General features: G+C 44.5%; 15 protein-coding genes. 1 reads left to right on the plus strand and 14 read right to left on the minus strand.

Annotated elements, in window-relative coordinates; genetic code table 11:
- Positions 1 to 25: 25 nt before the first annotated feature.
- The 11 genes from ACRD7P_RS04085 to rpsO all read right to left on the minus strand — a co-directional run bounded on the left by ACRD7P_RS04085 (position 26) and on the right by rpsO (position 8,833).
- Positions 26 to 553: a hypothetical protein gene (locus ACRD7P_RS04085; protein WP_430906229.1), complete on the minus strand. Its 528-nt coding sequence runs from the start codon at positions 551 to 553 to the stop codon at positions 26 to 28.
- 251 nt (positions 554 to 804) lie between these two features.
- The gene (locus tag ACRD7P_RS04090) at positions 805 to 1,287 is read right to left on the minus strand and encodes a hypothetical protein (protein ID WP_430906230.1); all 483 of its coding nucleotides are present in this window, start codon (positions 1,285 to 1,287) and stop codon (positions 805 to 807) included.
- A gap of 351 nt (positions 1,288 to 1,638) precedes the next feature.
- Entirely contained in the window at positions 1,639 to 2,631 is a 993-nt protein-coding gene (locus ACRD7P_RS04095; RefSeq protein WP_430906437.1) for a YpdA family putative bacillithiol disulfide reductase, read from the minus strand.
- Positions 2,631 to 3,290: a ribulose-phosphate 3-epimerase gene (gene rpe, locus ACRD7P_RS04100; RefSeq protein WP_430906231.1), complete on the minus strand. Its 660-nt coding sequence runs from the start codon at positions 3,288 to 3,290 to the stop codon at positions 2,631 to 2,633. Before rpe ends, ACRD7P_RS04095 begins: the two co-directional genes overlap by 1 nt.
- 341 nt (positions 3,291 to 3,631) lie before the next feature.
- On the minus strand, positions 3,632 to 4,093 hold the full coding sequence (locus ACRD7P_RS04105) for a tRNA (cytidine(34)-2'-O)-methyltransferase (RefSeq protein ID WP_430906232.1): 462 nt from the start codon (positions 4,091 to 4,093) through the stop codon (positions 3,632 to 3,634).
- A 43-nt stretch (positions 4,094 to 4,136) separates the two neighbouring features.
- Positions 4,137 to 4,475 (minus strand): hypothetical protein, encoded by a 339-nt coding sequence (locus tag ACRD7P_RS04110; RefSeq protein WP_430906233.1) that lies wholly within the window; start codon positions 4,473 to 4,475, stop codon positions 4,137 to 4,139.
- Between the two features lie 43 nt (positions 4,476 to 4,518).
- Positions 4,519 to 4,761: a VF530 family DNA-binding protein gene (locus ACRD7P_RS04115; protein WP_430906234.1), complete on the minus strand. Its 243-nt coding sequence runs from the start codon at positions 4,759 to 4,761 to the stop codon at positions 4,519 to 4,521.
- Between the two features lie 166 nt (positions 4,762 to 4,927).
- Positions 4,928 to 5,791 carry a sigma-70 family RNA polymerase sigma factor gene (locus ACRD7P_RS04120; RefSeq protein ID WP_014033356.1) on the minus strand — a complete coding sequence of 288 codons (864 nt, stop codon included), beginning with the start codon at positions 5,789 to 5,791 and terminating at the stop codon, positions 4,928 to 4,930.
- A gap of 276 nt (positions 5,792 to 6,067) precedes the next feature.
- Positions 6,068 to 8,272: a polyribonucleotide nucleotidyltransferase gene (locus tag ACRD7P_RS04125; protein ID WP_430906235.1), complete on the minus strand. Its 2,205-nt coding sequence runs from the start codon at positions 8,270 to 8,272 to the stop codon at positions 6,068 to 6,070.
- A 70-nt stretch (positions 8,273 to 8,342) separates the two neighbouring features.
- Entirely contained in the window at positions 8,343 to 8,555 is a 213-nt protein-coding gene (locus ACRD7P_RS04130) for a hypothetical protein (RefSeq protein WP_430906236.1), read from the minus strand.
- 8 nt (positions 8,556 to 8,563) lie between these two features.
- Positions 8,564 to 8,833, minus strand: a complete 270-nt coding sequence (gene rpsO, locus ACRD7P_RS04135; RefSeq protein WP_430906237.1) for a 30S ribosomal protein S15 — start codon at positions 8,831 to 8,833, stop codon at positions 8,564 to 8,566.
- A gap of 244 nt (positions 8,834 to 9,077) precedes the next feature.
- On the opposite strand from rpsO, the gene ACRD7P_RS04140 reads away from it, so the two are divergent.
- The gene (locus ACRD7P_RS04140) at positions 9,078 to 9,932 is read left to right on the plus strand and encodes a hypothetical protein (RefSeq protein WP_430906238.1); all 855 of its coding nucleotides are present in this window, start codon (positions 9,078 to 9,080) and stop codon (positions 9,930 to 9,932) included.
- Positions 9,933 to 10,173: 241 nt separating this feature from the next.
- Here the strand turns inward: ACRD7P_RS04140 and ACRD7P_RS04145 are convergent, their stop codons facing one another.
- The 3 genes from ACRD7P_RS04145 to fbaA all read right to left on the minus strand — a co-directional run bounded on the left by ACRD7P_RS04145 (position 10,174) and on the right by fbaA (position 12,799).
- Positions 10,174 to 10,674, minus strand: a complete 501-nt coding sequence (locus ACRD7P_RS04145) for a hypothetical protein (protein WP_430906239.1) — start codon at positions 10,672 to 10,674, stop codon at positions 10,174 to 10,176.
- Between the two features lie 150 nt (positions 10,675 to 10,824).
- Entirely contained in the window at positions 10,825 to 11,697 is an 873-nt protein-coding gene (accD, locus tag ACRD7P_RS04150; RefSeq protein WP_430906240.1) for an acetyl-CoA carboxylase, carboxyltransferase subunit beta, read from the minus strand.
- 34 nt (positions 11,698 to 11,731) lie between these two features.
- Positions 11,732 to 12,799: a class II fructose-bisphosphate aldolase gene (gene fbaA, locus ACRD7P_RS04155; RefSeq protein WP_430906241.1), complete on the minus strand. Its 1,068-nt coding sequence runs from the start codon at positions 12,797 to 12,799 to the stop codon at positions 11,732 to 11,734.
- Between the last annotated feature and the right edge of the window lie 148 nt (positions 12,800 to 12,947).

Here is a 12,947-nt window from a genome sequence, read left to right on the forward strand (position 1 = left end):
TGTGGCCAAAAATACTTCATGCCTATTACTTGGACGATGCTCCGGGACCGTAAAATTTCATTTCGATACCATGTTTTTTGGCAAAGTCGCTTACGGCCTTATCGTAAGTCACAAAAACGGCTTCCCTTTTATCGAATACGGAATCTAAATAATCGCCATAAGGTTCTAGGGCAACGCTGGCGGCATCAAGGTCCGGCGCGTTTCCGGCAGCCTCGAAAGCGGCCAAGGTTTTAGGATTTTTGGCGGTTTCAATAGCGAATTCCATATAGGCTATTGCCGATGTTATCATGGCATCCGAATCCTCGTTGCCCAACTTTCCTTGAAGCTTGGTTACATTTTCTTCCATCATACGTACATGCGTCGGTGTGGTCAGGACCAAATCTTCCGGTCCCAGTTGTAATCCCTTTTCCAGTCTTTCGAGTCTGTTTTCAAAATTACGCAAAACGTATACTTGGTTGCCCGCACTTATAGCGCTATTGTAGTAATCCTCAGGACTGGAACCGCAGGAAGATAATACGACCAAAAGAAAGCATAAAATAAAGTTCAATTTCATTATTAGCTGTTTTTTATTTAAAAAGTTCAAACCATCTGATGAACGCGTATCGAGTTGTTCGCTTGCCTAACGCCGAGGCGTTGAGGTCCCATTTTATACCGTAATTTTGAGGTTTCCGGAATCTATACCCGCAAAATAACATCATTCCAGCACCGAGCTTTCCTTCCCGGTTCCAAACGCCACAATAGGAGTTTCATTACCTGGCATATCATCGCTCTAAAACATCTTGGACGTTTGCAAATTACATCATTCTAACCGGGAAGAAAAGTCCACTTAAGGTCGTTCCCTTCAAATACAACAATGCTTTGGTCGATATATTTTATAAGATCGGGACAATCGCGACCAAAATCCTCACAAAAAACGGTTTTACTACGACCGTCATGCTCTAAGGTTATTTCAATACTGCTGCTGCAAGAAGTATCCGTCCGATAGCGTTCGTTTAAGGTCCAAAAACGTTCCGATTCCAACTTGGAGAAAAAGGAGTCCACAACTTTTTTTTCCAATGGGGTAACGCTCGATACGTTAAATCGCTCGATTGTCTTAACATCCGTGCTATCGGGAAAGTAAAAGATACTATTGCCGATCAATTGAAACATATAATTATGATACCCGCCCCGTTTTACGGTCAAGGTATACATGTCCGATGAAATGGTGGTTTTTTTGTTCGTATTGTAACCACAATACGCTAAGAAGGATATCAATAAGGCGATTGTTTTCGGTAGTAAAAAACGCATGAGGGTATGATTTTATGCTACAAAGATGAGGAAACGGGGCTTGGGCGGAACCGCGGTTGTCGGCCAAAATGTGTTCCCTGAATTCAGGGATGTATCTAGTGAACAAGCCGTTTTTTAATCCGGTCTATCATTCGAATTTTATCATTAGGGTCGAAAATGTAAAAAAAGTGAAACGTTCGTATTTGCGTAGTTTCGAGCTGTAGTAGCTTTTCTAATGCATAAAACAGCTTATATCATTTCAAAGGTAGAAAAGGTATTAAACCCATGTATTTGCCCGGGTCCAATTTTAATGCCATTATTTGGCCGGTCTTGATAATGGGAAAGGAAGTTTTTTGTTTTTGTAATGGGTATCTACTTCGTATTCATGGGTTCTTTGTTGTTGGTATGCGCCACGATGTTGGAAACGATCATTTTGGCATGTACCCTAGAATTTTCAATGAACCATTTATGGGTTTCCATGCCGCCACAAATGACACCCGCCAAATATAGCCCCTCGATATTGGTCTCCATCGTTTGGGGGTCATAGCTCGGAATTCGCTTCTCATCCTGCGAGAGTACGATACCCAGTTTTTCCAAAAATCCAAAATCGGGCCGATAACCGGTCAGGGCCAAAACAAAATCGTTTTCGATGACGGTCGTGCCTTCAGGAGTTTCCACAACGATCTCGGCAGCGCGAACTTCCGCCAACCGACTGTGGTAATATGCCTTTATACTCCCTTCTTCGATACGATTGATGATGTCTGGCCGTACCCAGTATTTTACCCTTTTTCCGACTTCCGGACCGCGAATGATCAAGGTTACCTCCGCACCTTTTCGCCAACATTCCAATGCCGCATCAATGGCGGAGTTACTGGCACCGATAACCGCGAGTTTTTGATGGGCGTAAAAATGGGGGTCCCCGTAATAATGGGAAACCTTGGACAGGTTTTCCCCAGGGATGTTCAAGGTATTCGGAAGATCATAAAAACCGGTGGCGATTACCACATTGTCGGATCGGTATTCGTTTTTGTCCGTTTTGATGGAAAAACCATCATCGGAACGAACCACCTGATCTACTTTTTCGAACAGTTTGATGCGAAGTCCATTACTGCTTACGATTCTGCGGTAATACTCAAGGGCTTCACTGCGCTTTGGTTTGGCTTCCTTACTGATAAATGGAATGTGGTCGATTTCCAGCCGTTCCGAAGAAGAGAAGAACTGCATGTTCACCGGATAATTGAACAGGGAATTTACAATAGGCCCTTTTTCAATGATCACATAGGTCAATCCTTTTTTTTGTGCTTCCAAAGCGCAGGCGATTCCTATGGGGCCGCCCCCTACGATTACAAGATCTAGGTGCTCCATCATTCGGTCGCTTGTATTAATGCCGTAATCGTTTTTTCCGGGGAGTCGCTCTTAAATACAAAGCTGCCGGCGACCAGCACATCGGCACCCGCATCTTTTAACGCTTTGGCATTTTTTGATGTTACCCCACCGTCGATTTCGATAAGTGTCGATGCCTTTTTTCGTTCGATGAGCTGTTTTAGTGCCCGTGTTTTAGAGTAGGTATTTTCGATGAACGATTGTCCCCCAAACCCAGGGTTTACGCTCATGATACAAACCAGGTCGAGGTCGGTGATGACGTCCTCCAAGAGTTGTACGTTCGTATGCGGATTCAATGCCACTCCTGCTTGCATTCCCGCTTTTTTTATCGCTTGAACGGTTCTGTGCAAGTGGGTACAGGCTTCTAAATGAACGGTCAGTACGGAAGCTCCCAAATCGGCAAAAACATTGATATAGCGGTCAGGGTCGACAATCATCAAATGAACGTCCAAAGGTTTCGTAGCATGTTCGGCAATCGCCTTTACTACTGGCATCCCGTAGGAAATATTGGGAACAAAAACACCATCCATCACGTCGATATGGTGCCAATCGGCCCGGCTCCGGTTTACCATTTCAACATCGCGTTGCAGATTTCCAAAATCCGCTGCCAATAGGGAGGGTGCTATTTTGATCGTACTCATATCGTTCAACTTCTTGTATGGGCTGCAAAAATACGGAATTGGTGCCGCTTATACCTTATGCCATCCCTTTTGAACGATAAATTGCGCAAACGCCATTGTGGAGGGCATTGTTGTTGGTACTGGGCACAAGTTCCGATAATACCATTTCTAATGTTAAATTACCCATTAAAAATTGTTCTTTTCCGTGTATGCTTCAAAATAAAAGCTAACCATAGCTACTGCTATGCTTAGATTTTCTTTTTCGCCTACCCAAAAAATCCCTGGTTTTTATTTGCGTAATTTAACACCAGAAATGGTATACCGCCAATGGCTTTCGTTGGAAAACCAAAGGGATACGATGCCTATAAGAACGGCCTAAGCTTTTTAAGACCTTCATAAACAACGATGCCGACGGCATTTGCCAGGTTTAAGCTTCTGATGTGTTGGCTGAACATCGGTATCTTAAAAAGGGTTTCCCCATGGGACTCGGTAATCGATTTTGGAAGACCGGTGGATTCTTTTCCAAAAATTAAAAACATATCCTCTTTAAAGTCGATATCCCAATGTTCCTTTTCGCCATGACTGGATAAAAACGCCATTTTTTTATCACTGTGTTGCTCGAAAAAGCTTTCGGTATTCTCGTATATCGTTACCGAAACATGTTGCCAGTAATCCAGGCCGGCCCGCTTTACACGCTTGTCGCTAAGTTCAAAGCCCAAGGGGCGTACCAAATGCAAATGGGAGCCGGTGGCCAGGGCCAAACGTCCTATGTTCCCCGTATTGTTCGGGATTTCAGGGGTAATCAATACGATGTTAAACGGCATGGGATAATTTTTAAGGAGGATGGGTATGGGCGACCTTTAATGTTCAAAACCAATCCAATTCAAATTCAAGAACGGTATGCATCCAAGAGGCGAACAGCCCTAACGCTACGACCAAAACCGTACGATAGATTTCGCTATTTCGATGCCTTTTCCATTTTCTTTTGAACCACAGTAGGTCAAGAATCAAAAATAATGTAAAACTGATGATTCCGACAAGACTGCCCAAGGCATAAATGATGAAATCGCGAATATCAAAAATTTGTTGTAGCCTATTTTCCGATGCAACGGAAGGTCCCAGTTGTACATACTTGAATGCGATACAGACAAGAATGCTGAGCAAGGCCCAAGGGAGGTATGAAAGTATTTTTCGTAAGATTGGCATAGGGCTTTCGGTATTGCTGCTGTTCCCTGTGATAAATGGCAAATTACTTTTTGCCCGATGCTTTGTTTACGGCACGCAGATAGAGCTGTTCCACCTTGGTTCGGGCCCATGGAGTTCTTCTAAGAAATTTTAAGGACGATTTTACGGAGGGATCTTTTTTAAAACAGTTGATATCGATTTTCGCGGCCAACTCCTCCCAAGTGTAACGTTCTACCAAAAATGCCATAATATCCGCCAATTTTACACCATGTAAGGGGTTGTTCGGTTGTGTTTTAAAATCGGACATCGGGTATTGGCTTTAGGGTATAAAATGAAAAAACTCCGGTAATCAGCCGGAGTTTATTCATCAATCAAAAAACGAACAGTCATGATAACTGCTTGTACTGGTAAAATTACAATATATATGCCAAATTTCCAATTTGATAAAAATTTAACATCATAATTACTTGATCCTAACCTAAATAGGTTTTAAGAATTTTACTTCTTGAGGTATGTTTTAGTCTACGGATCGCTTTTTCCTTGATTTGCCTTACGCGTTCCCGAGTAAGATCAAAGGTTTCTCCGATTTCCTCTAGGGTCATGGAATGTTGACCGGCCAGACCGAAGTAAAGACGGATTACGTCCGCTTCCCTTGGGGTCAATGTTTCCAAGGCCCGCTCGATCTCCGTACGCAGGGAATCGTGCAACAGTTCCTTGTCTGGGTTTGGCGATTCACCACTACGCAATACATCGTAAAGGTTGGAATCTTCACCGTCGATCAAGGGTGCGTCCATGGATACATGGCGTCCTGAATTTTTTAAGGACTGCTTTACGTCTTCCACGGTCATGTCCAATTCTTTCGCTATTTCTTCTGCGGAAGGCGGACGTTCGTGTGCCTGCTCTAAAAAGGCAAAGGTTTTGTTTATTTTATTGATCGATCCAATCTTGTTCAACGGCAAGCGAACGATTCTGGATTGTTCTGCCAGTGCCTGAAGAATAGATTGACGGATCCACCAAACGGCGTATGAAATAAATTTAAATCCACGGGTCTCGTCAAAACGTTGTGCCGCTTTGATCAGTCCCAAGTTGCCCTCGTTGATAAGATCGGGCAGTGTAAGTCCTTGGTTTTGGTACTGCTTGGCAACCGATACCACGAATCGAAGATTGGCTTTTGTGAGTTTTTCAAGAGCGATCTGGTCGCCTGCCTTGATGCGTTGTGCCAATTCTACCTCTTCATCAGCGGTAATCAAGTCTACTTTGCCGATTTCTTGCAAGTACTTGTCCAAAGATGCGGTCTCCCTATTGGTGACCTGTTTTGTAATCTTTAGCTGTCTCATTTACTTAAATTAAGTTCCTATTTGCATAGACTGCATATACTTATACGTAGAAATACGGGAAATGTTACAATAGCATAAAAAAAACTTGCTTTTTTAGTTGTATGACCTCCCGAATGCAGTTGGTCGATGTATTTCGTCGCAAATGACATACATTCCTTACAAAGTTTAAGCAGGGTTGAAAGGCGACGGCGCTGGTCGGGCCGATCGGGTAATGGACGTTATCGGGCATAAAAAAAGCCCCAATTCAATTGGGGCCTTTGTTTTATGGACAAATACTTAATCTCTGTCCCTTCTCGGTTTTCTATCACGGTTATCGCGACGACGATCATTGGTTCTAGGCGGACGCTCCTTATAACCCTCCGGTTTTGGGAGCAACGCTTTTTTGGAGACCTTGTCCTTTCTGGTCCTTGGATCCGTACCCAAGTACTTCACATCGAATACATCTCCCATGTTCACTACATCGGAAACGTTTTCGGTGCGTTCCCAAGCCAATTCGGATACGTGCAACAGTACTTCGTTACCCGGTGCGTCTTGGTATTCTACCACGGCTCCGAAATCCAACATCTTGATTACTTTCACCTCATATACGCTCCCTACTTCCGGCTTGAACATTAAGGAGTCTATTTTGGCCTGTACGGCATCGATACCGTTTTGATCGGTACCCAAAATTTCTACGATTCCTTCTTCCGTTACTGGATCTTCATTGATAACAATGGTAGTACCGGTCTCTTTTTGAAGCTCCTGGATCACTTTTCCACCAGGGCCGATCAAGGCACCGATAAATTCGTTCGGAATAATTCGGGTAACCATTTTTGGGGAATGCGGTTTTACATCGGCATTCGGGGCCGCAATGGTATCGGTCAGTTTTTCAAGGATGTGCAAACGACCATCTTTGGCCTGCATCAACGCTTTTACCAAAATTTCATAGGAAAGTCCCTTCACTTTGATATCCATTTGACAGGCGGTGATACCGTCAGCGGTACCGGTAACTTTAAAGTCCATATCTCCCAAGTGATCTTCATCACCCAAAATATCGGAAAGTACAGCGTATTTTCCAGAATCGGCATCGGAAATCAATCCCATCGCAATACCGGAAACGGGTTTTTTCAATTGCACACCGGCATCCATCAACGCCATAGTACCCGAACAAACGGTGGCCATAGAGGAAGAACCATTGGATTCCAATACCTCGGATACTACACGTACGGTATACGGACAATCTTCAGGTACCATTCCTTTAAGGGCGCGTTGTGCCAAATTACCATGTCCTACTTCCCGACGAGAGGTTCCTCGAATAGGTCTTGCTTCTCCCGTTGAAAATGGGGGGAAGTTGTAGTGAAGGTAAAAGCGTTCTTCGCCTTCATGCGATGGCATGTCTATTTGGTTGGAGTCCCTTGAGGTTCCCAAGGTAACCGTTGCAAGTGCCTGGGTTTCCCCACGGGTGAAAATCGCGGATCCGTGTGTAGAGGGCAAGTAATCGATCTCGCACCATATGGGACGGATCTCGTCAGTTTTCCTACCGTCCAAGCGAAGTCCTTCGTTTAAGGTAAGGTCGCGTACCGCGGCCTTTTCGGCCTTGTAGAAATATTTGGATACCAAACCTCCGATATCTTCTAACTCTTCTTCTGAAAAAGTAGCTTTTATGGCTTCCTTTATTTCACCGAAAGCGGCACTGCGTTCGTGTTTTGCCGATCCTGCCTTGGCTACGGCATACACCTTATCGTAAGCGAGGGCGTGTACTTTTTTGGCCAGTTCCTCATCTTCTCTTTCCGGTTCGTACTCGCGAACTTCTTTTCTCCCGAAGGCTTCCGCCAAACGCATTTGTGCGGCACATTGTTCTTTAATGGCCTCATGTGCGAACTTGATGGCTTCGGTCATTTCCTCTTCCGAAATCTCATCCATTTCACCTTCCACCATCATTACCGAGTCTGCCGATGCACCGATCATCATATCGATGTCCGATTCGGCCAACTGTGCACGGGTAGGGTTGATGATGAATTCGCCGTTTACACGACCGACCCTTGCTTCGGAAATGGCACATTCGAAAGGAAAGTCGGAAAGCTGAATTGCGGCCGAAGCGGCCAATCCTGCCATAGCGTCGGGCATAACGTTTTCGTCATGCGACATCAACTGGATCATTACCTGTGTTTCGGAGTGATAGTCTTTTGGAAAAAGAGGACGTAAAACACGGTCTACCAAGCGCATGGTCAATACCTCGCCATCACTGGGTCGTGCCTCACGTTTGAAAAAGCCACCTGGATATCGTCCGGCAGCGGCAAATTTTTCGCGATAATCCACCGTTAACGGTAAAAAGTCGACATCACTTTGTTTGTAATTGGAAACGACCGTACATAACAGCATACATTTTCCGGATTGCACTACTACCGAACCATGGGCCTGTTTGGCCAATTTTCCGGTTTCGATGGAAATTTCTCTTCCATCACCGAGGTCGATCACCTCTTTAAATACTTTTGGAATCATACATTTGATTTTGTTCCGAATTTTTTATCGGATACGTTAAACAATGGTCTTTTTTGGCGGAGTGCCGTTTTCACCAAAGCGTATAGGTAGCGGCATCTCCATTTTGGGATACTCCTACACCATGCGATGGTATCGAACAGGTCACCGGCCTTTGTTGTTGTGTTGTTGTGTTGACCAATGAAAAACTGTGTGCAGCTTTTTGTGTTGCCCTCTCGAAAACGTCCGAGCGATTCAGGGACTTTTGAACGGATATAAAAAATGGGGGAAGCATCGCTTCCCCCATTTTTGAGATTATTTTCGTATTCCTAGTTCTTTGATCAATTCACGATATTTTACAATATCCTTCTTTTTCAAATAATCCAGTAGACTTCTTCGCTTTCCTACCAAACGTACCAAAGAACGTTCGGTGTTGTAATCCTTATGGTTATTTTTAAGGTGTCCGGTAAGGTGGTTGATGCGATGGGTGAACAAGGCGATCTGCCCTTCAGTTGAACCCGTGTTTTTTTCTTCTCCGCCGTGTTTCTTAAAGATTTCGGCCTTTACTTCCTTTGTTAAATACATTCCAATATTGTTTTAAATGATTTTTATGTATCCGATTGATTTTCAATCAGGCCGCAAAGATAAAACTATTTTTTAGATGCCGCACATGAATTTTTTTTAATCCGGATTAAACCTTTTGGTTTCTTAAAGGTCTTACTGGTATGAATTGATGTGAAGTACCCGGTTAATAGAAAATGGGATAAATGCTAGCGAACATTTTTTGGGAAGGGTATTTGAATAATGATAAACATTAAAATCTATAATGATGAAACAAGGAATTGTAAGACTATTATTTTCAGGGGTCATAATACTGGCCTCTTGTGACAGGGAGTCGAATACCGATTTAAACTTTGGGGATACTGGGGTGATCAGTGCCGTGGAACTACAAATAAGCGATGAAGCGGAATTGATTTCCGAGGATATCATGGGAATTGCCGAGGATGTGTACGCTACGGATGAAATTTCCACCGTTTCCAAGAACAATTATCGCTCCGATTTTTTACCGGACTGTGCCATTGTAACTACGGTAACGACGGATACTTCCAAAGAAAAAACCATTGCTTTTGGTGAAGGCTGTGAGTTGCCGAACGGTAATGTGGTGTCGGGAACCATGTATTTGAGCTACAATAAGGATATGGGGCTGGCCACTAAAACTGTGGAGCTGGTACTGGAAAATTTCACGTTCAATGGTGTTGCTGTTTCCGGCGGGGCATCGGTAGTTAGAACAGGGGCCACTGAAGGCGCGAACCCCAAGGGAATGGCGTCGTGGAGTTTTGAAGGGGTTTGGCCCGAAGGGGAGGCTACGAGTTTTGAAGGCAACAGGACCCGGGAATGGATCGAAGGATATGGGTCCGGCTCATGGGGGGATAATGTGTTTTTGATTTCCGGATCGGGAACGCACACCAACAGGGCGGGCAAGACGCACACCAAAGAAATTGTAGAACCATTGCGAAAAGAATGGTCCTGTCGGTTTATCGTTAGCGGTGTGCTGCGTATTTCGAGGGACGGTAATACCGCAAGCTTGGATTTCGGTGACGGTACATGTGATGCAAAAGGAATGTTGACCGATGCAGAAGGAAATATCGAGGAGGTAGCCTTAAGACGGTTTTCCAAGAAATAATATTGAGTTGGTCTAGTTCAATTGTTGTGCGGCCGGGATGAATTATGGTGAGGCGTCTCGGTCGTACTTTTTGATAGCACTGACCGTTGTAACACAAGAAATGGGATAAGGCCAAAGTAGTTATTAGGTCGCTTTGCGCAAGTACATTTCAATGCGCGCGAAATCACGTTGATTCGCGTAATTCTTTGAAAATGTTCACTTTCTCCTAGAAGTAGGCTCCATTACCCAAAAAGAATGACCTTTAGAAAGCACACCCTTCCGGTAAAGGGTTCTCCGATGCCAATGCTTCGGCAAATTCGGCATCCAACCGAATCGGTTCAAATCCTTTTTCAGCGCTACCTTTCAGTACGGAATCGCCGTACCCAAGGTTGTTCATATGTGCCCTGATATACACTTCGGTATTGCCGGAGATGGCAATGGGCCCGCCAGACCTTGAAAAAGGTTGTTCCCCTACATGGCTATGGGCCAAAATACGGCGGAACAAAAGATTGCCATCGGTATCGATTACCTCCCACCAATCGGCATACTGCTCGCATCCGGTATCGGGGCTGGAAACCGTTACGTTGAAACGATAGGCGTTCTCTTCCCCGCTGATCTCGACCAGGGTCGTTTTTGCCCCGCCCTCTTTGGAGGCAATATCCGAATCGGCCAAGGCCTCTTGCTCGTCCGCACTTATTTTGTCGGTAGAACAACAGAAAAGCATTCCGATAAGTAACGGGAATCCTATTAAGATGGGGGACATTTTCATCTGTTAATATTTATTGTTTTTTAATGGTCAGATGTAATTCGCCAATAATCATTTCGGTTGGTATCAAGAATTGTTATGGCTCATTTCATAGGTGTCTTTTTTTTGTGAACTGTAAAACGGTTGCCATCAAGACAAAAGGGTGTGCTAAGAAGCTTTTTCGCTACGGACCGGATTATTTTGAATCAGGTCGATGTACAGATTGATTTTTTTCTTCAGTTGGCTCCGATGTACGATAAAGTCAAGAAAGCCATGCTCCAACAAAAATTCTGCAGTTTGGAAATCTTTTGGTAATTCCTTTCCGGTAGCCTCTTTTACGACCCTAGGTCCGGCAAAACCGATAAGCGCACCGGGTTCCGATATGGTGATGTCGCCCAACATGGCGTAGGAAGCGGTGGTACCTCCGGTAGTCGGGTCGGTACAAAGGGAAATATAGGGTATTTTGGCTTCCGCCAATTGCGCCAATTTTGCCGAAGTTTTCGCCAACTGCATCAATGATATGGCCGCTTCCATCATACGGGCCCCTCCGGACTTCGATATCATTAAAAATGGGATTTTCTTTTTAATGGAATGGTCTATCGCCCGGGCAATTTTCTCCCCTACGACACTCCCCATGGAACCGCCGATAAAAGAGAAGTCCATACAGGCGACCACTAGGTCTTTTCCCACTGATTTTCCTACCGCCGTCCGAACCGCATCGTTCAGGCCCGTTTTCTTTTGGGCCGCTTTCAAACGGTCCGAGTACTTTTTGGTATCCTCGAATTTCAACGGGTCTTTTGAGGTAAGCTTGCCGTCAAGCTCCTTAAACTTGTTGTCGTCAAAAAGTATTTCGAAATACTCCTTGCTTCCGATCCTTACATGGTAATCGTCTTCCGGACTTACATAAAAGTTTTTGGCCAATACCTCCGATTCCACGATTTTTCCGGTAGGGGACTTGTACCAAAGTCCCTTAGGGGTGTCTTTCTTTTCCTCGGTGGCCGTTTGTATACCCTTTTCCTTTCTTTTGAACCATGCTGTCATACTACCGACGGTTTTAGTGCCTCATTTAAGGGCGTTATAAGGTATTTACATTATTAAGGTCCTCAAAGGCCTTTTTCAAACGTTCTACAAAGCTTTTTTCACCTTCCCTTAACCAAACGCGGGGGTCATAAAACTTTTTGTTGGGCTCATCGTCGCCTTTTGGGTTACCGATTTGGGTCTGTAAAAAGGCTTTATTTTCCTGAACATAGTCCCGGACCCCGGAAAGAAAGGCATATTGCAAATCGGTATCGATGTTCATTTTAATAACACCGTAGCTGATACCTTCTCGAATTTCCTCCACCGTAGATCCCGAACCACCGTGAAAAACAAAATCGATATGGTTGTGTTCCACCCCGTACTTTTCACTGATGTATTCTTGGGAATTCTTAAGGATTTTTGGTGTCAACTTTACATTGCCCGGTTTGTAAACCCCATGTACGTTTCCAAAAGCGGCGGCAATGGTAAATCTAGGGCTGACCTTTGAAAGCTCCTCATAGGCATAGGCCACTTCTTCGGGCTGGGTGTATAATTTGCTATCGTCCACATCCGAATTGTCCACACCATCCTCTTCACCACCAGTAATACCAAGTTCGATTTCAAGGGTCATGTCCATCTTGGCCATACGCTCCAAATAGCCCTTACATATTTCGATATTTTCTTCCAAAGGTTCTTCCGAAAGATCGATCATATGGGAGCTAAATAGGGATTTCCCCGTCTCGGCAAAGTGCTTTTCGCTCGCTTCCAACATGCCGTCGATCCAAGGCAATAATTTTTTAGCGCAGTGGTCGGTATGTAGGATGACCGTAGCTCCGTAAGCTTCGGCCAATTGGTGTACATGCTTTGCACCTGCAACGGCACCCTGTACGGCAGCACGCTGCTCTTCATTGGACAAACCTTTCCCCGCATTGAACTGGGCCCCACCGTTCGAAAATTGAATGATGACCGGTGCGTTTAGGCTGGCAGCGGTTTCCAAAACCCCGTTAATGGTATTGGAACCGATAACGTTTACCGCGGGCAGTGCAAAACCCTTTTCTTTTGCGTAGTTGAATATTTGTTGTACTTCGTCACCTGTAGCGACACCTGCTTTGATGTTGTGGGACATAATATTTTTGTCTGTTAAATTTTTTATTGGAATGGCACAAAAGTAATAAAATAACTAATAGTGGACGATCGGTTTTTTTACGGAACTTGATTCCTCTTTTTGTTCGGAACGGCGAAAACTGGCTTTCGTACCGGTCTGTAGTCATTTT

The organism is Maribacter sp. 2-571 (assembly GCF_050589625.1).
GTDB lineage: Bacteria > Bacteroidota > Bacteroidia > Flavobacteriales > Flavobacteriaceae > Pelagihabitans.

Bases quoted from the DNA above. Each gene is read 5' to 3' on its own strand.
- fbaA (WP_430906241.1), bottom strand. From the start codon at position 12,799: ATGTCCCACAACATCAAAGCAGGTGTCGCTACAGGTGACGAAGTACAA.
- ACRD7P_RS04130 (WP_430906236.1), bottom strand. From the start codon at position 8,555: ATGGGGGAAGCGATGCTTCCCCCATTTTTTATATCCGTTCAAAAGTCC.
- rpsO (WP_430906237.1), bottom strand. From the start codon at position 8,833: ATGTATTTAACAAAGGAAGTAAAGGCCGAAATCTTTAAGAAACACGGC.
- ACRD7P_RS04140 (WP_430906238.1), top strand. From the start codon at position 9,078: ATGAAACAAGGAATTGTAAGACTATTATTTTCAGGGGTCATAATACTG.
- accD (WP_430906240.1), bottom strand. From the start codon at position 11,697: ATGACAGCATGGTTCAAAAGAAAGGAAAAGGGTATACAAACGGCCACC.
- rpe (WP_430906231.1), bottom strand. From the start codon at position 3,290: ATGAGTACGATCAAAATAGCACCCTCCCTATTGGCAGCGGATTTTGGA.
- ACRD7P_RS04120 (WP_014033356.1), bottom strand. From the start codon at position 5,791: ATGAGACAGCTAAAGATTACAAAACAGGTCACCAATAGGGAGACCGCA.
- ACRD7P_RS04095 (WP_430906437.1), bottom strand. From the start codon at position 2,631: ATGGAGCACCTAGATCTTGTAATCGTAGGGGGCGGCCCCATAGGAATC.
- ACRD7P_RS04090 (WP_430906230.1), bottom strand. From the start codon at position 1,287: ATGCGTTTTTTACTACCGAAAACAATCGCCTTATTGATATCCTTCTTA.
- ACRD7P_RS04085 (WP_430906229.1), bottom strand. From the start codon at position 553: ATGAAATTGAACTTTATTTTATGCTTTCTTTTGGTCGTATTATCTTCC.
- ACRD7P_RS04115 (WP_430906234.1), bottom strand. From the start codon at position 4,761: ATGTCCGATTTTAAAACACAACCGAACAACCCCTTACATGGTGTAAAA.
- ACRD7P_RS04145 (WP_430906239.1), bottom strand. From the start codon at position 10,674: ATGTCCCCCATCTTAATAGGATTCCCGTTACTTATCGGAATGCTTTTC.
- ACRD7P_RS04125 (WP_430906235.1), bottom strand. From the start codon at position 8,272: ATGATTCCAAAAGTATTTAAAGAGGTGATCGACCTCGGTGATGGAAGA.
- ACRD7P_RS04110 (WP_430906233.1), bottom strand. From the start codon at position 4,475: ATGCCAATCTTACGAAAAATACTTTCATACCTCCCTTGGGCCTTGCTC.
- ACRD7P_RS04105 (WP_430906232.1), bottom strand. From the start codon at position 4,093: ATGCCGTTTAACATCGTATTGATTACCCCTGAAATCCCGAACAATACG.